At 61.3% G+C, this 17,589-nt stretch carries 11 protein-coding genes; 1 reads left to right on the forward strand and 10 read right to left on the reverse strand.

Features of this window, described 5'->3' with window-relative positions; translation table 11 throughout:
• Window positions 1-250: 250 nt before the first annotated feature.
• The 10 genes from AB4N47_RS21025 to AB4N47_RS21070 all read right to left on the reverse strand — a co-directional run bounded on the left by AB4N47_RS21025 (window position 251) and on the right by AB4N47_RS21070 (window position 14,829).
• Complete coding sequence (locus AB4N47_RS21025) at window positions 251-1,669, reverse strand: FAD-dependent oxidoreductase (RefSeq protein ID WP_007909438.1); 1,419 nt, start codon at window positions 1,667-1,669, stop codon at window positions 251-253.
• 126 nt (window positions 1,670-1,795) lie between these two features.
• Window positions 1,796-6,241, reverse strand: a complete 4,446-nt coding sequence (gene gltB, locus AB4N47_RS21030; RefSeq protein ID WP_341638423.1) for a glutamate synthase large subunit — start codon at window positions 6,239-6,241, stop codon at window positions 1,796-1,798.
• Window positions 6,242-6,592: 351 nt separating this feature from the next.
• On the reverse strand, window positions 6,593-8,179 hold the full coding sequence (locus AB4N47_RS21035; protein WP_056787348.1) for an AAA family ATPase: 1,587 nt from the start codon (window positions 8,177-8,179) through the stop codon (window positions 6,593-6,595).
• A gap of 10 nt (window positions 8,180-8,189) precedes the next feature.
• The gene (aroB, locus tag AB4N47_RS21040; protein WP_341638422.1) at window positions 8,190-9,290 is read right to left on the reverse strand and encodes a 3-dehydroquinate synthase; all 1,101 of its coding nucleotides are present in this window, start codon (window positions 9,288-9,290) and stop codon (window positions 8,190-8,192) included.
• 152 nt (window positions 9,291-9,442) lie between these two features.
• On the reverse strand, window positions 9,443-9,961 hold the full coding sequence (gene aroK, locus AB4N47_RS21045; protein WP_341638421.1) for a shikimate kinase AroK: 519 nt from the start codon (window positions 9,959-9,961) through the stop codon (window positions 9,443-9,445).
• A gap of 4 nt (window positions 9,962-9,965) precedes the next feature.
• Window positions 9,966-12,044 (reverse strand): type IV pilus secretin PilQ, encoded by a 2,079-nt coding sequence (pilQ, locus tag AB4N47_RS21050; RefSeq protein ID WP_341638420.1) that lies wholly within the window; start codon window positions 12,042-12,044, stop codon window positions 9,966-9,968.
• Window positions 12,045-12,057: 13 nt separating this feature from the next.
• Window positions 12,058-12,582: a pilus assembly protein PilP gene (locus tag AB4N47_RS21055; RefSeq protein WP_110602600.1), complete on the reverse strand. Its 525-nt coding sequence runs from the start codon at window positions 12,580-12,582 to the stop codon at window positions 12,058-12,060.
• Window positions 12,579-13,202, reverse strand: a complete 624-nt coding sequence (gene pilO / locus AB4N47_RS21060; RefSeq protein ID WP_130887650.1) for a type 4a pilus biogenesis protein PilO — start codon at window positions 13,200-13,202, stop codon at window positions 12,579-12,581. The genes AB4N47_RS21055 and pilO overlap by 4 nt, the downstream gene beginning before the upstream one ends.
• Window positions 13,199-13,765, reverse strand: coding sequence for a PilN domain-containing protein (locus AB4N47_RS21065; protein ID WP_016772051.1), 567 nt, complete (start codon window positions 13,763-13,765; stop codon window positions 13,199-13,201). The genes pilO and AB4N47_RS21065 overlap by 4 nt, the downstream gene beginning before the upstream one ends.
• Window positions 13,765-14,829 carry a pilus assembly protein PilM gene (locus AB4N47_RS21070; RefSeq protein ID WP_123444016.1) on the reverse strand — a complete coding sequence of 355 codons (1,065 nt, stop codon included), beginning with the start codon at window positions 14,827-14,829 and terminating at the stop codon, window positions 13,765-13,767. Before AB4N47_RS21070 ends, AB4N47_RS21065 begins: the two co-directional genes overlap by 1 nt.
• 219 nt (window positions 14,830-15,048) lie before the next feature.
• Here AB4N47_RS21070 and AB4N47_RS21075 point away from each other — a divergent pair, with 219 nt between their 5' ends.
• Window positions 15,049-17,493 carry a penicillin-binding protein 1A gene (locus tag AB4N47_RS21075; protein WP_445941207.1) on the forward strand — a complete coding sequence of 815 codons (2,445 nt, stop codon included), beginning with the start codon at window positions 15,049-15,051 and terminating at the stop codon, window positions 17,491-17,493.
• Window positions 17,494-17,589 lie beyond the last annotated feature (96 nt).

Raw genomic sequence — 17,589 nt, forward strand, 5'->3', positions numbered from 1 at the left:
GGCATCCGGAAAAAAAGTGCGGGCATTTTCTCAGAGCGCGAGGCAAAAGGCACGGATGTGGGTCAGCCTTTTGTCTATCGGGTCAATTTGTCGCGCTGGGACACGATTTTCCGCAACACCCTAAAACAACTGTGGGAGCGAGCCTGCTCGCGAAGAGGCCGGCACATCCAACATTGAAGTTGGCTGACAGACCGCTTTCGCGAGCAGGCTCGCTCCCACAGGAGTATTGCGTTTGGCTCAGGCGCCGGGGTTAGACACCCAGGTAATCGAGGATCCCTTCAGCCGCATTGCGCCCTTCAAAGATCGCCGTCACCACCAGGTCGGAACCGCGCACCATGTCGCCACCGGCGAAGATTTTCGGGTTGCTGGTCTGGTGCTTGTACTGACCTTGCTCAGGCGCAACAACGCGGCCCTGGCTGTCGGTCTGGATCTCGAACTGTTCGAACCACGGTGCCGGGCTCGGACGGAAGCCGAAGGCGATGACCACGGCGTCGGCCGGGATGATCTCTTCGGAACCCGGGATCGGCTCGGGGCTACGACGGCCACGGGCGTCCGGTTCGCCGAGACGGGTCTCGACCACCTTCACGCCTTCGACCTTGTCTTCACCGACGATGGCGATCGGCTGGCGGTTGTAGAGGAATTTCACGCCTTCTTCCTTGGCGTTCTTCACCTCTTTGCGCGAGCCGGGCATGTTCGCTTCGTCACGACGATAAGCGCAGGTCACCGACTTGGCGCCCTGACGGATCGAGGTGCGATTGCAGTCCATCGCCGTGTCGCCGCCGCCGAGCACCACAACCTTCTTGCCTTTCATGTCGACGAAATCTTCCGGCGACTTTTCAAAGCCCAGGTTGCGATTGACGTTGGCGATGAGGAAGTCCAGCGCGTCATAAACGCCTGGCAGATCCTCACCGGCAAAACCGCCCTTCATGTAGGTGTAGGTGCCCATGCCCATGAAGACCGCATCGTACTCGGCGAGCAGTTGTTCCATGGTCACGTCTTTGCCGACTTCGGTGTTGAGACGGAACTCGATGCCCATGCCGGTGAAGACTTCGCGACGATTGCTCAGCACGGTCTTTTCCAGCTTGAACTCGGGGATGCCGAAGGTCAGCAGGCCACCGATTTCCGGGTTCTTGTCGAACACCACCGGAGTTACACCGCCACGCACCAGCACGTCGGCGCAACCCAGACCCGCCGGGCCTGCGCCGATGATCGCGACACGTTTGCCGGTCGGTTTGACCTTGGACATGTCCGGGCGCCAGCCCATGGCGAACGCGGTGTCGGTGATGTACTTCTCGACCGAACCGATGGTCACCGCGCCGAAGCCGTCGTTAAGGGTGCAGGCACCCTCGCACAGACGATCCTGCGGGCACACCCGGCCGCAGACTTCCGGCAGGGTGTTGGTCTGGTGCGACAGCTCGGCGGCCTGAAGGATGTTGCCCTCGGCGACCAATTTGAGCCAGTTTGGAATGAAGTTGTGCACCGGGCACTTCCATTCGCAATACGGGTTGCCGCAACCCAGGCAGCGGTGGGCCTGATCGGCCGACTGCTGGGGTTTGAACGGTTCGTAGATTTCAACGAACTCTTTCTTGCGTTGACGCAACAGTTTCTTCTTCGGATCCTTGCGCCCGACATCGATGAACTGGAAGTCGTTATTCAGACGTTCAGCCATTACTAAAACCTCTTACACGACAGCTCCAAGCTACAAGCTTCAAGCTGCAAGAAAATCACATTAGTCCGGTACAACGCGTACTAGCTTCAGCTTGTCGCTTGAAGCTAGTGGCTTGCAGCTGCGTCGTTACTGCGGACTCGCACGAGTACTGGAGAGCAGAGATTTCAGACTCGCTGCCTTCGGTTTGACCAGCCAGAAACGACGCACGTAATCGTCGAGGTTCTCGGCGAGTTCACGACCCCACTCGCTGTCGGTTTCGGCGACGTACTCGTTCAGCACGTTCTGCAGGTGGCTGCGATAGGCTTCCATCGCCTCGCCGCTGATCCGCTGGATTTCCACCAGTTCGTGATTGACCCGGTCAACGAAGGTGTTGTCCTGATCGAGCACGTAGGCGAAACCACCGGTCATGCCAGAACCGAAGTTGTAACCGGTCTTGCCCAGCACGCAGACGAAACCACCGGTCATGTACTCGCAGCAGTGATCGCCAGTGCCTTCCACAACGGTGTGGGCACCGGAGTTGCGCACGGCGAAACGCTCGCCTGCGGTGCCGGCGGCGAACAACTTGCCGCCAGTGGCGCCGTACAGGCAGGTGTTGCCGATGATGGCGCTTTCCTGAGTCTTGTAGACGCTGCCCTTCGGCGGCACGATGACCAGCTTGCCGCCGGTCATGCCTTTGCCGACGTAGTCGTTGGCGTCGCCTTCCAGGTACATGTTCAGACCGCCGGCGTTCCACACACCGAAGCTCTGACCTGCCGTGCCCTTGAAGCGGAAGGTGATCGGCGCCTTGGCCATGCCCTGGTTGCCGTGCTTGCGCGCGATTTCGCCGGAGATTCGGGCGCCGATCGAACGGTCGCAGTTGCAGATATCCAGCTCGAACTCGGCACCGCTGAGGTCGTTGATCGCCGACGCGGCCAGCTCGACCATCTTCTCCGCCAGCAGACCTTTATCGAACGGCGGGTTGCGCTCGACGCCGCAGAACTGCGGTTTGTCCGCCGGGATGTGATCGCTGCCCAACAGCGGCGTCAGGTCCAGGTGATGTTGCTTGGCAGTCTGGCCTTCGAGGATTTCCAGCAGATCGGTGCGACCGATCAGCTCTTCGAGGGAGCGCACGCCAAGCTTGGCCAGCCACTCACGGGTTTCTTCGGCGACGTAGGTGAAGAAATTCACCACCATGTCGACGGTGCCGATGTAGTGATCCTTGCGCAGTTTCTCGTTCTGCGTCGCGACGCCAGTGGCGCAGTTGTTCAGATGGCAGATGCGCAGGTATTTGCAGCCCAGTGCGATCATCGGCGCGGTACCGAAGCCGAAGCTCTCGGCGCCGAGGATTGCGGCCTTGATCACGTCGAGGCCGGTTTTCAGGCCGCCGTCGGTCTGCACCCGGACTTTGCCGCGCAGGTCGTTGCCGCGCAAAGTCTGGTGGGTTTCAGCCAAGCCGAGTTCCCACGGTGCGCCTGCGTATTTGATCGAGGTCAGCGGCGAAGCACCGGTGCCACCGTCGTAGCCGGAAATGGTGATCAGGTCGGCATAGGCCTTGGCCACACCGGCGGCGATGGTGCCGACGCCCGCTTCTGCTACCAGCTTCACCGAAACCAGCGCCTGCGGGTTGACCTGCTTCAAGTCAAAGATCAACTGCGACAAATCTTCGATCGAATAGATGTCGTGGTGCGGCGGTGGCGAAATCAGGGTCACGCCCGGCACTGCGTAACGCAGCTTGGCGATCAGCCCGTTGACCTTGCCGCCCGGCAGTTGCCCGCCCTCGCCCGGCTTGGCGCCTTGGGCGACCTTGATCTGCAGCACTTCGGCGTTGACCAGGTATTCCGGAGTTACACCGAAACGGCCAGTCGCGACCTGCTTGATTTTCGAACTCTTGATGGTGCCGTAACGCGCCGGATCTTCACCACCTTCGCCGGAGTTGGAACGCGCGCCGAGGCGGTTCATGGCTTCGGCCAGGGCTTCGTGAGCTTCCGGCGACAGTGCGCCCAGCGAGATACCGGCGGAGTCGAAGCGCTTGAGCACCGACTCCAGCGGCTCGACTTCACTGATGTCCAGCGGCGTGTCGAGAGTCTTGACCTTGAACAGGTCACGAATCATCGACACCGGACGGTTGTCTACCAGCGAGGTGTATTCCTTGAACTTGGCGTAGTCGCCCTGCTGCACAGCGGCTTGCAGGGTGTTGACCACGTCCGGGTTGTAGGCGTGATATTCGCCACCGTGGACGAACTTCAGCAGACCGCCCTGCTGGATCGGCTTGCGCGGACTCCAGGCTTCGACGGCGAGGGCTTTCTGCTCGGCTTCGATGTCGACGAAACGCGCGCCCTTGATGCGGCTCGGCACACCACGGAAGCTCAGCTCGCAAACTTCTTCGGACAGGCCGATGGCCTCGAACAGCTGCGCACCACGGTACGAAGCGATGGTCGAGATACCCATCTTCGACAGGATCTTCAGCAGGCCTTTGGTGATGCCCTTGCGGTAGTTCTTGAACACCTCGTAGAGGTCGCCCAGCACTTCACCGGTACGGATCAGGTCACCCAATACTTCGTAGGCCAGGAACGGATACACCGCCGAGGCGCCGAAACCGATCAGCACGGCGAAGTGATGCGGGTCACGGGCGGTCGCGGTTTCAACGAGGATGTTGGAATCGCAACGCAGGCCTTTTTCGGTCAGACGGTGGTGCACGGCACCGGTCGCCAGGGAGGCGTGGATCGGCAGCTTGCCCGGGGCGATATGGCGGTCGCTCAGAACGATCTGGGTACGCCCGGCGCGCACGGCTTCTTCAGCCTGATCGGCAACGTTGCGGATCGCCGCTTCGAGGCCGAGGCTTTCGTCGTAGTTGAGGTCGATGATCGCCCGTTCGAAACCCGGACGGTCGAGGTTCATCAGCGAGCGCCACTTGGCCGGCGAGATCACTGGCGAGCTGAGGATCACGCGCGAGGCGTGTTCCGGCGACTCCTGGAAAATGTTGCGCTCGGCACCGAGGCAGATTTCCAGCGACATCACGATCGCTTCACGCAGCGGGTCGATCGGCGGGTTGGTGACCTGCGCGAACTGCTGACGGAAATAGTCGTACGGCGTGCGTACACGCTGGGACAGCACGGCCATCGGCGTGTCGTCGCCCATCGAGCCCACGGCTTCGTAACCTTGCTCGCCGAGCGGGCGCAGTACCTGATCACGCTCTTCGAACGTGACCTGATACATCTTCATGTACTGCTTGAGCTGGTCGACGTCGTAGAAAGCCGAACCGTGGTCGTTGTCTTCCATGGTCGCCTGAATGCGCAGGGCATTCTTGCGCAGCCACTGCTTGTACGGATGACGGGATTTCAGACGGTTGTCGATCGCATCGGTATCGAGGATCTGCCCGGTTTCGGTGTCCACAGCGAAGATCTGGCCAGGGCCGACACGACCCTTGGCGAGCACGTCTTCGGGCTGGTAGTTCCACACGCCGATTTCCGAGGCGAGGGTGATGAAACCATTCTTGGTGGTGACCCAGCGCGCCGGACGCAGACCGTTACGGTCGAGCAGGCACACTGCGTAGCGACCATCGGTCATCACCACGCCTGCCGGGCCGTCCCACGGTTCCATGTGCATCGAGTTGTACTCGTAGAACGCACGCAGATCCGGGTCCATGGTTTCGACGTTCTGCCACGCTGGCGGAATGATCATCCGCACGCCACGGAACAGGTCGATGCCACCGGTGACCATCAGTTCGAGCATGTTGTCCATGCTCGACGAGTCGGAACCGACGCGGTTGACCAGCGGGCCGAGCTCTTCCAGATCCATCAGATCATTGGTGAACTTGGTCCGCCGGGCCTGCGCCCAGTTGCGGTTACCGGTGATGGTGTTGATTTCGCCGTTGTGGGCGAGGAAGCGGAACGGCTGCGCCAGCGGCCATTTCGGCAGGGTGTTGGTAGAGAAGCGCTGGTGGAACACGCAGATTGCGGTTTGCAGGCGTTCGTCACTCAGGTCCGGATAGAACGCGGCCAGGTCGGCCGGCATCATCAGGCCTTTATAGATGATGGTCTTGTGCGAAAAGCTGCAGATGTAATGGTCGGTGTCAGCGGCGTTGGCCACCGACGAACGGCGACGGGCGCTGAACAGCTTCACGGCCATGTCCTGATCGCTCAGGCCTTCGCCGCCGATGTAGACCTGCTCGATCTGCGGCAGGCGTTCAAGGGCCAGGCGGCCGAGGACGCTGGTGTCGATCGGCACTTTGCGCCAGCCGATCAGTTGCAGGCCTTCAGCAAGGATCTCGCGGTTCATGTTCTCGCGAGCGGCTTCGGCCTTGGCCGGATCCTGATTGAAGAACACCATGCCCACTGCATATTGCTTGGGCATATCGACGCCGAAGCTTTCCTGGGCAATGGCTCGCAGGAAGGCGTCGGGTTTTTGAATCAGCAGACCGCAACCGTCACCGGTCTTGCCGTCGGCATTAATCCCACCGCGGTGGGTCATGCAGGTCAGGGCCTCGATGGCCGTTTGCAAAAGGGTATGACTGGGCTCGCCCTGCATATGAGCTATCAGGCCGAAACCGCAGTTATCCTTGAATTCATCTGGTTGGTACAGACCTGCTTTCATAGACACTTTCTCACCAGGCTGCCTCTACTCGAGGCAAATTTCTTTTCAATTCAACCACTTGCGTTCCGCGCCGAACGTACGCCGGCTTAGCGGGGGCAAAAGGGTGGTCATTGTACACAGCGACACAGAGGCTCACAAATTTGACGACGAACTGTCGCAAATTCATGTCGCATTTGTGAAAGGTTTAAAGCGATCTGCTGTGCTAGTCAAAACTTTTTTAAATTCTGACCGCAACGACTCAAAGACTACTGTGACGCAGACACCACAAGGCACGCGACCTTTTCAGGAAGCGCGCACTCGTGGAGATTTTGAGGTGCCGGGAGAGGCGGCCTGGGTAAGGCCGCCGAATCTTCAGCGAGTTGTTGCCAGTTCCTGTTGGACGCTGGCGACAGTGCGAGGCCAAGGTTTACCAGCCTGAACCTTCGCTGGCAAGGCCTTGATGGCAGAAACGGCCGCATCACGATTGGCAAAGTTGCCGTAGGTGATCACGTAAAGCGGCTTGCCGTTGAGAACTTTCTTGAAATAACGGTACTCGCCGCCCTGCTCCTTGACGAAGTTCTGCGCAGCGGTTTCCGAGCTGGTGCCGAGGATCTGCACGACATAGTTGCTGGTCGGCTGACCGGCGTACCAGCTGCCACCGGCAGCCTTGGCCACGGTAACTGGCTTGTCGGCAGGCTTGGCCGGAGCAGGAGCCGGTTTCGCAGCTGGCGCCGGGGTGGCCGGAGCAGGCTTGGCCGTGGCGATCTGTGTCGGTGCCGGGGTTGGTGCCGGTTTGGCGGCAGGGGTCGGAGCCGGTGTCGGCGCAGGACCGGCCGGAACGCCCGCAGGCGGTGCAGAGGTGGTTACGGTCGGCGGCGTATCGCTGGAGCCTTCCAGCGGCACGCCGTCGTCGCCTTCGGTGATGCCACCGGCGGCTTCCGCTAGCGGGCCACGCATGACCGGCTGCGAGTTGCCGACCAATGGCAGCGGCATCGGCTGGGTGTTACCGGCGAATTCGACGGACGGGTTGGCGCCGTTCGCTGCGCCCTGACCCAATGGCAGTTGCGCCTGTTCATTGGCCGGAGCACCGGTGGTCGGTGCCTTGCTGCGACCCGGCATCAGCCAGGCGGCGGCAACCGCGACCACAACGACGGCGGAAATCGCCAATACGTGTTTCTTCGGCATGTTGAACCCCATACTTGGACGCTTGACCGCGGAGCGGCTGGCAATCATGACTTCGATCAGTGCATCGCGAGCGACCTGGTTGATGTTGCCCGGCCAGCCCTCGGAGCTTTCGTGAATATCAGAGATCTGATCTGCGGTGAAAAGTTCGACACCCCGGCCCGCGCCTTCCAGCCGCTGGTCGAGATATTCGCGGGTCTCTTCTTCGGTGTACGGCTGCAATTCGATGACGTGGAAACGCTCTTCCTCGAGCTGCAACGCCTCGAGCTGAGCGATCAGCGAAGACTCGCCGAACAGGAACACATGCGGACGACCTTCCGGCGTGCCGGCGCCGAGCGCCATCAATGCTTCCAGCGCGGACTCGTCGAGCTGCTCGGCATCGTCCACGAGCAGATAGACTTCCTGCCCGGTCAGACCCAGCTGCACTACCTGCTCGAGAATCGCGCCGACTTCAGCCTGAGCGACATCCAGCGCCTGCGCCACCTGGCGCAGCACGCCGGCCGCATCACCGGCGCCACGGGCGGAAACCACCACGCTTTGCACCGATTGCTTGTTGGTACTGGCAACGAGCGCCTGCCGCAGCAGGGTCTTGCCGCTGCCTTGCGGGCCGGTGACCACCAGCAGCAACTGGCTGTAGCGCGCCAGGTGATGCAGTTGACCCAGCACCGGTTTGCGCTGGGCCGGGAAGAATTTGAAGCCCGGCACCCGTGGCGCGAACGGGTCGTGACTTAACTGGAAATGGCCGAGAAACGCCTCGTCGGCATGCAAACTAGTCATCGGAATCGTTTTAACCTTTAAGCTGAGCCAGGGCGCGGTAATCCGCTCCCAGCGTGGCCTGTAGAACCTCTTTCGGATAATCGTCGGTCACTACCGCTTCGCCCATCCGGCGCAGCAGCACCAGGCGCAGACGACCGTCGATCACTTTTTTATCAATTGCCATGTGTTGGAGAAAATCGGCTTCGTGCATCTCTTCAGGCGGAATGACCGGCAGGCCGGCACGCTGGAACAGACGAATGCCGCGATCACGCTCCTGGTCGCTGATCCAGCCCAGACGCGCGGACATTTCCAGCGCCATCACGGTACCCGCCGCCACCGCTTCGCCATGCAGCCAGACACCATAGCCCATGTGGGTTTCGATGGCGTGGCCGAAGGTATGGCCGAGGTTGAGCGTGGCGCGCACGCCGGTTTCCTTTTCATCGGCACCGACCACCGCAGCCTTGGCCGCGCAGGAACGCTCGATCGCATAGGTCAGCGCGGTCTGGTCCAGCGCGCGCAGGGCGTCGACGTTTTCTTCCAGCCAGGTCAGGAACGGCTCATCGCAGATCAGGCCGTACTTGATGACTTCCGCCAGGCCCGCCGACAACTCGCGCTGGGGCAGGGTTTTCAGCGATGCGGTGTCGATCAGCACGACGTTCGGCTGATAGAACGCGCCGACCATGTTCTTGCCCAGCGGATGGTTGATGCCGGTCTTGCCGCCGACTGAGGAATCGACCTGCGACAACAGCGTGGTAGGAATCTGGATGAAACCGACACCGCGCTGATAGCAGGCGGCAGCGAACCCGGCCATGTCGCCGATCACCCCGCCGCCCAAGGCGATCACGGTGGTACGGCGGTCGTGACGGGCGGTCAGCAGACCGTCGAAAATCAGTTGCAGGGTTTCCCAGTTCTTGAAGGCTTCACCGTCGGGCAACACCACCGAGATCACCGAGAACTGAGACAGGCTGCGGGTCAGACGTTCGAGATAGAGCGGCGCGACGGTTTCGTTGGAGATGATTGCCACCTGCCGCCCGTGGATATGCGGCGCCAGCAGTTCCGGCTGATCCAACAGACCTTCGCCAATATGAATCGGGTAGCTGCGCTCGCCTAAATCGACCTTGAGTGTCTGCATGTGTCCCCACAGTGAAGATGGAAGCAGGCATCCTGCCCTGAAATTATTGGTGTTCTGCGGCCTGTAGCGGTATGACGCCGCTCGCCAGGCATGCGCCACACCCTCGGCGAGCGCTGACCGGACGCCGAGGATAGCGCATTTCGGACGATGCTTTAACGGGGTGGCAACTGCGCAAGGCGGTCGAGAATGTCGAGCACCACCATGCGTGGCGGCCGCTCGTCGGTTTCCACCACCAGATCGGCGATTTCCCGATAAAGCGGATCACGGATCTCGAGCAGGTCGCGCAGGGTTTTCGCCGGATCGGCGGTGCGCAGCAGCGGCCGATTGCGATCGCGGGAGGTGCGGCCCACCTGCTGCTCGACGGAGGCGTGCAGATACACCACGCGCCCGCCGTCATGCAGGGCCTTGCGATTGGCATCACGCATCACCGCGCCGCCGCCGGTCGCCAGCACCACGCCATCGAACGCGCACAGCTCGGCGATCATCGCCTGCTCGCGGTCACGAAAGCCGGGCTCGCCTTCCTTATCGAAGATCCATGGGATATTGGCACCCGTGCGCAGCTCAATTTCCCTGTCGGAATCCTTGAACGGCAGGCGCAGCTCTTTGGCCAGCAATCGGCCGATGGTGCTTTTGCCAGCACCCATCGGTCCTACAAGTATCAAATTTCGCACAGAATCAACGACTCACAGCAATCGCCTGGTTATTCATGATACGCGGAGTGAGAAATACCAGCAGCTCGGATTTTTTCTCCGAAACCACATCACGCCGGAAAAGGCGGCCAAGATACGGCACATCGCCAAGAAATGGCACCTTATCTACGACCTTGCTCTGAGTATTTGAAAAAACACCGCCAATTACGATGGTCTCGCCATCATTTACCAGCACTTTGGCGTTGACCTCGTTTTTCTTGATCGGCGGCACATCCTGCACTTTGTTCAGGTAGTCGGGCTCATCCTTGGTGACCTTGACCTCCATGATAATGCGGTTGTCCGGGGTGATCTGCGGGGTCACTTCCAGGGACAGCGAGGCCTCCTTGAACGACACCGAGGTCGCACCGCTGGAGCTGGCCTCCTGATAGGGGATTTCGGTGCCTTTGAGTATCTTCGCGGTTTCCTTGTCCGAGGTGACCACCTTCGGCTGCGAGACGATTTCGCCGTTGCCGGTCTTTTCCATCGCCGTCAGTTCGAGATCCAGCAACACGTTGTCGGTGATGAACGCGATGCCGATCCCCGAAGTGTTATTGACCGTGCCCATGTCGACGAACGGCGAGTTGGTGCCGGTACTGCCCGGCGTACCGATGGTGCTCGACGAGCCATTGACCCCGGAGGCGTTCCAGTTGCCCTTGTTCTGCACCGAACCGCCCCAGCGCACGCCCAGGCTCTTGTCGTAATCGACGTTGGCCTCGACGATGCGCGCCTCGATCATCACCTGGCGCACCGGAATATCCAGCTGCGCGACGATCCGCCGGAGTTCGTCGAGGCGATCCTGGGTCTGGTAGGCAATGATGTTGTTGGTTCGCTCATCGACGGTAATCGAACCGCGCTCGTCGACCTTGGCCTCGGCACTGGTCACCGACTGGAACAGCTTGGCGATGTCCGCCGCCTTGGCGTAATTGACTTGCAGCAGCTCACGACGCAGGGGCGCCAGCTCGGCGATCTGCTTCTGCGATTCCAGCTCCTGACGCTCGCGAGCGGCAATTTCATCGGCCGGCGCGACCAGCAGCACGTTGCCGATCTTGCGCTTGTCCAGCCCCTTGGTTTTCAGCACCAGATCCAGCGCCTGATCCCACGGCACGTTCTGCAGGCGCAAGGTGATCCCGCCCTGCACCGTATCGCTTGCTACGAGGTTGAGGTTGGTGAAGTCCGCGATCAACTGCAGCACCGAGCGCACGTCGATGTCCTGAAAATTCAGTGACAGCTTGTCGCCGACATAGGCCTGACGGTCGGCGTTGCGCTTTTGCAGGTCGTCGATGCTCATCGGCCGCACGCTGACGGTGAGCTTGTTGTCGGTCTGAAACGTGGAGTAGTCGAAGGTGCCGCTGGGCTCGACGCTGATCACGGTGCGATCGCCGGTGAGCGCTGCGTTGACGAACTGCACCGGCGTGGCGAAGTCCTTGACATCCAGGCGCACGCGCAGTTTTTCCGGCAATTGCGTGCGGGCGAAGCTGAGGATGATCTTGCCATCGTGCTCCTGAATATCCGGGGCGATGGTCGGATCGGAGAGGTCGATGACTACGTTGCCCTCGCCCTCGGTGCCGCGCTGGAAATCGACGCCGCGGATCGCCCTGCTTCGTTGCGCGGCTGGTCTGGCAGGTGCCGCAGCGGCCGTGGCGGCACGCGGTGCCACGGCAGCCGGGCGCGGCGCTGTCGTGGAGGCGCCCTGACCGACCACCACAAACAGATTATTGCCCTCGACCCGCGTGCTGTAAGGCGCCAACTGCGTCAGGCTGACAATCAGCCGCGTGCGATCCTTGGCTTCGGCCACCGTGGCCGTGCGCGCGTTGCCGCTGCCCAGATCAAGATTCTTGTTGGCCAACTGGCTGGTCACGCCCGGCAGATCCAGTGCAATGCGTGCCGGTGACTCGGTTGTGTAGCCCTTGGGCTGTGGTGGCGGGCCGTCGAGCGACAGCTTCAGTTCGACGCGGTCACCCGGCAGCGCGGCAACATCCAGCGCTTTCAGACTGGCCGCCATTACCATCGGTGACACCAGCGCTATCCATAGCGAAAAACCGAGGGTGGAGAAAATCCTGTTCATTGTTCGACTTCCACTATGAGTGCTCTTTCAAAGGAATGGTGCGCGGCCGCTCCAGCCAGGCGCCGGCGCCGTCGGGCACGATCTCGACGACATCGACCTGGGTAGGGCTGATGGCGACGATGCGGCCGTCGTTGCGGCCCAGGTAGTCGCCGACCTTGAGACGATGCACCCCGCCTGCGCCGCGCAGCAGCGCGAACGAGCCCGAGGCATTGGCGATCGTGCCGACCATTTCGAACTGCTCGATGTTGAACCCTTCAAGGTATTGCTTGACCCGGTTGGGGTCGGGTTTGACGTTGCGCGAGCCGTGCTTCTGCCCGGCCAGATCGACCCGCGCCTGCCGCGAAAACGGGCTGCGCAGGTTGGCGGCGCTGTAAGTGAATGTGGGGTAAGACCGGAATGTCGGCGTTGGTTCAATCTTGCCCGCCGGGCGCAGGCGCACTTCGTTGAGGTACGCGTCGAGGTCGCTGAAGTCATCGCCGCCACCGCAACCGCTCAACGCCAGCACCATGGGCAGGACGAAGTAACGAATCGGGGTCATTTCTCCAGCCCCTTGTCGTTATAGCGGTACGTCTTGGCAAGAATACTCATGCGCAGCTTCGTCCCGCCCTCGGGATTGGCCGGCGCCAGTTCGAAATCGTGCAGAGTCACAATCCGTGGCAGGCCGGCGACGCCGCTGACGAAGGTGGCGAGGTCGTGATAGGCGCCGGTCACGGTGATCTGGATCGGCAGTTCGATGTAGAACGGCTGAGTCACTTCCGGCAGCAGCTTGATTTCCTCGAATTCCAGGCCGCTGCCCAGACCGGTGCGGGTGATGTCTTCGAGCAGGCCCGGCACTTCGGTATCGCTGGGCAATTGCCGCAGCAGCACGCCGAAGGTGTTTTCCATTTCCTTCATTTGCTGGGTATAGAGCTCAAGGTTCGCCGACAGCCGCGCCTTGCTGGCGAATTGTTCCTTGAGGGTGATTTCTTCTTCGCGCTTGAGGTCGAGCTGATTTTCCATGTCGCTGATGAAGAAGTAATAGCCAAGCGCGAGAATCAACACCATCACCAGCGCACCGCACAGGGTTTTCACGGCCGGCGGCCAGGAGCCGATGTTGCTGGTGTCGAGGTCGTTGAAATCGATGTTGCGCAGGCTATGCAGCCACTCGGAGGCGTTCATTGCTCGTCCTCCACAACCTTGGGCTGGGTCTGACGAACGGTCAGCTGGAAGACGTTGGCCTGTTCGACCTGATCGGCGCTGGTGGCCTTGACCTCATTCAGGCTCGGCGCGTCGAACCAGTCGGACGCGTCGAGATTGCGCATCAGCTCGGAGACCCGGTTGTTCGACTCCGCCGCGCCACTGATGGACAGGGTCTTGCCGGCCATTTTCACATCGGTGAAATACACGCCGTCCGGCAACGTGCGAGCCAACTGGTCGAAGATTCGCCCGCTGATCTGCCGGTTGCCCTGCAGGTCCTGGATGATGCGCATGCGCTCGACCAATTGCTGGCGGCGCGCCTTGAGCTCGCTGATTTGCTTGATGCGTTCGTCGACCACGGCAATCTGTTTGCCGATGTAATCGTTGCGCGCCATTTGCCGCTCGATGGCCGCGGTGATGATCTGGTCGGCAATCAGCACCGCGCCGATCGAGCCGGCCAGCACGCCGATCAGGACCAGCAGAAAGCGCTTGCGCCGTTCTTCGCGGCGCTCCTCGCGCCAGGGGAGAAGGTTGATCCGCGCCATCAGTCGAAACTCCTGAGCGCGAGCCCGCAGGCAATCATCAAGGCTGGCGCATCACTGGCCAGCGCCCCAGCATTGACCTTGCTGCCTAAAGCCATGTCGGCGAACGGGTTGGCGACCTGCGTCGGCGTGTCCAGACGCTGTTCGATCAGACGGTCCAGGCCGGGCACCGAGGCGGTGCCGCCCGCCAGCAGGATATGGTCGACCGCGTTGTACTGGCCGGAGGCGAAGAAGAACTGCAGCGAGCGCGAGACTTGCTGCACCAGCGCCTCGCGAAATGGCTGCAGGACCTCGCTGACGTAATCGTCAGGCAGCCCGCCCTGCTTTTTCGCCAGGCCCGCCTGTTCGACCGTGAGGCCGTAGCGGCGCTGGATCTCTTCGGTGAGCTGGCGCCCGCCAAACAATTGCTCGCGGGTATAGATGATCTTGCCGTTGTGCAGGACGCTGAGAGTGGTCATGGTCGCGCCAATGTCGACCACCGCCACGGTCAGGCGCTCCTGTGAGGCCGCCAGATGCGTCGCCAGCAGGCCGAACGAGCGCTCCAGCGCGTAGGCCTCGACATCCACCACCCGCGCGGTAAGGCCGGCGAGCGCCAGCGCCGCTTCACGCACCTCGACGTTTTCCTTGCGACAGGCGGCGAGCAGCACGTTGACCCGTTCCGGGTTGCGCGGCGAGACGCCCTGGACTTCAAAGTCGATGGCGACTTCGTCCAGCGGGTAGGGAATGTATTGGTCGGCCTCGATCTTGAGCTGGTTTTCCAGTTCGTCGTCGGACAGCCCGGCGTCCATCTCGATGACCTTGGTGATCACCGCCGAACCCGCCACTGCCACCGCCACGCTCTTGACCCCGGTACGCGCCTTGACCAGCAGGCGGCTCAGTGCCAGGCCAACGCCCTCGAGTTCGGCGATGTTCTTTTCGACCACAGCGTTCGCCGGCAACGGCTCCACCGCGTAGGCCTCGACCCGGTAGCGCTCGCCCTGACGGCTCAGTTCCAGCAGCTTCACCGACGTGGAGCTGATGTCGATCCCCAGTAACGCATTGGTCTTTTTATTGAAGAGTCCCAGCACTACCAATTCCCTATGACTTTCCGTGAGTTACGGACTCTGTAATACGCATTGCGTTCCTTGACCCCCGTCTTGACAGAAGCGCCAATGACGCCTCCGACGGAAAAGTGCTTATAATGCCCAGCGATTTTTTCCGCTTTTTACTGCCCGCGCGGATGGCTCTGTGTGTAACCGCAGCCCCGTGCCAAATTCATTCTTTGCCCTGGATGTCCAAAAGCCTTGATTCGTCTGCTGAAATTTTTCGGTTGGTCCATCGTCGCCGTTTTCTGCGGACTGCTCTTAGGTCTCAGCGGCGCCTTTCTTTACCTTAGTCCGGGTTTGCCGTCTGTGGAGGCGCTGAGAAGCATTCAGTTGCAGATTCCTCTGCGCGTCTACAGCAGCGATAACAAGTTGATCGCAGAATTTGGCGAAATGCGCCGTACGCCGATCCGTTTCGCCGACATTCCGCCCAATTTCATCAATGCGTTACTAAGTGCTGAAGACGACAATTTTGCCAATCACTATGGCGTCGACCCGAGCAGCCTGATGCGTGCGGCAACGCAATTGGTCAAGAGTGGGCACATTCAGTCCGGCGGCAGCACCATCACCATGCAGGTGGCGAAGAACTTCTTCCTCACCAGCGAGCGCAGCTTCTCGCGCAAAACTACGGAAATCCTGCTGGCCCTGCAGATCGAACGGCAGCTGACCAAGGACGAGATCCTGGAGCTGTACGTCAACAAGATCTACCTGGGTAACCGCGCCTACGGCATCGAGGCGGCGGCGCAGGTGTATTACGGCAAATCGATCCGTGACATCAGCCTCGCGCAGATGGCGATGATCGCCGGTCTGCCAAAGGCTCCGTCGCGCTTCAACCCGCTGGCCAACCCGGCGCGCAGCAAAGAACGCCGCGACTGGATCCTCGGGCGCATGTACAAGCTGGGCAAGATCAGCGAAGCCGACTACACCGCGGCGATCAACGAGCCGCTGAACGCCAGCTACCACGTGCCGACCCCAGAAGTGAACGCACCGTACATCGCCGAAATGGCCCGCGCCGAAATGGTCGGCCGTTATGGCAGCGAGGCCTACACCGAAGGCTTCCGCGTCACCACCACAGTGCCAAGCAATCTGCAGGAAATGGCCAACACCGCACTGCACGAAGGCTTGATGACTTACGACCAGCGCCACGGCTACCGTGGCCCCGAGTCGCGCCTGCCGGGCAAGACCCGCGAAGCCTGGGCCAGCGAACTGACCAAGCAACGCACCATCAGCAGTCTCGAACCTGCCATCGTCACCCAAGTCGACAAAACCGGCCTGCAAGTGCTGACCCGCACCGGTGAAGAGCACGTTGCCTGGGACACGATGAAATGGGCGCGACCGTTCCTCAATACCAACAGCATGGGCGCCAACCCGCGCCAGCCGTCGGATGTCGCGCAGGTCGGTGATCTGATCCGCGTGCAGCGCCAGACCGACAATTCACTGAAATTCAGTCAGATTCCGCAGGCTCAGGGCGCACTGGTGTCGCTGGATCCGCAGAACGGCGCGATCCGTTCGCTGGTGGGTGGCTTCGCTTTCGAGCAGAGCAACTACAACCGCGCCATGCAGGCCAAGCGTCAGCCGGGTTCGAGCTTCAAGCCATTCGTTTACAGCGCCGCGCTGGATAACGGCTACACCGCTGCCAGCCTGGTCAACGATGCGCCGATCGTGTTCGTCGACGAGTACCTGGACAAGGTCTGGCGGCCGAAGAACGACACCAACACTTTCCTCGGCCCGATCCGCCTGCGTGAAGCGCTGTACAAGTCGCGCAACCTGGTGTCGATCCGCCTGTTGCAGGCCATGGGCGTGGGCAAGACCATCGACTACATCACCCGCTTCGGCTTCAACAAGCAGGACCTGCCGCCGAACCTGTCGCTGGCACTCGGCACCGCAACGCTGACGCCGATGGAAATCGCCACTGGCTGGAGCACCTTTGCCAACGGCGGCTACAAGATCACCCCGTACATCATCGACAGGATCGAAAGCCGTAACGGCGACACGCTGTTCGTCGCCAACCCGCCGACCGTGCCACAGGGTGGCGCGGCGACCGACGGTATCGCTGCGCCGACTACCGAGTCGTTCACGGTCAATGCCGCTCCGGTAGCCGGTGAAGCGTCGGGCAATCCGGCAGTGCCGCAAGCGCCGGCCGTGGCCGAGCGGATTGTCGATGGACGTACCACCTACATCCTCAACAGCATGCTGCAGGACGTAATCAAACTCGGCACCGGCCGGCGCGCACTGGCCATGGGCCGCAGCGACATCGCCGGCAAGACCGGTACCACCAACGAATCGAAAGATGCCTGGTTCTCCGGTTACAACGCTGATTACGTAACCACGGTGTGGACCGGTTTCGACCAGCCGGAAAGCCTCGGACGCCGTGAGTTCGGCGGCACCGTGGCGCTGCCGATCTGGATGAATTACATGTCGGCCGCGCTGAAAGACAAGCCGCCGCATGTGCAGCCTGAGCCAGAAGGTCTGCTCAGCCTGCGGGTGGATCCGGTCAGCGGCCGTGCAGCGACACCGAGCACACCGGGGGCGTACTTCGAACTGTTCAAGGCCGAAGACACGCCGCCATCTGTGAACGAGCTGGGCAACGGCGTTGTGCCTGGCAGTCCGCTGCCGGCGGATGAACAGGCGCCGATCGATCTGTTCTAGGGAGCAGCTGCAAGCGCCAAGCTACAAGCGGCAAGCAAAAGCGCGAACGATGCACGCTTGTAGCTTGTAGCTTGTAGCTTGTAGCTTGTAGCTTGT

Source organism: Pseudomonas sp. S3_G06, from assembly GCF_054667565.1.

Coding starts and splice junctions, on each gene's coding strand:
- pilQ (WP_341638420.1), bottom strand. CDS start 12,044: ATGAACAGGATTTTCTCCACCCTCGGTTTTTCGCTATGGATAGCGCTG.
- aroB (WP_341638422.1), bottom strand. CDS start 9,290: ATGCAGACACTCAAGGTCGATTTAGGCGAGCGCAGCTACCCGATTCAT.
- AB4N47_RS21025 (WP_007909438.1), bottom strand. CDS start 1,669: ATGGCTGAACGTCTGAATAACGACTTCCAGTTCATCGATGTCGGGCGC.
- AB4N47_RS21035 (WP_056787348.1), bottom strand. CDS start 8,179: ATGACTAGTTTGCATGCCGACGAGGCGTTTCTCGGCCATTTCCAGTTA.
- AB4N47_RS21055 (WP_110602600.1), bottom strand. CDS start 12,582: ATGACCCCGATTCGTTACTTCGTCCTGCCCATGGTGCTGGCGTTGAGC.
- gltB (WP_341638423.1), bottom strand. CDS start 6,241: ATGAAAGCAGGTCTGTACCAACCAGATGAATTCAAGGATAACTGCGGT.
- pilO (WP_130887650.1), bottom strand. CDS start 13,202: ATGAACGCCTCCGAGTGGCTGCATAGCCTGCGCAACATCGATTTCAAC.
- AB4N47_RS21065 (WP_016772051.1), bottom strand. CDS start 13,765: ATGGCGCGGATCAACCTTCTCCCCTGGCGCGAGGAGCGCCGCGAAGAA.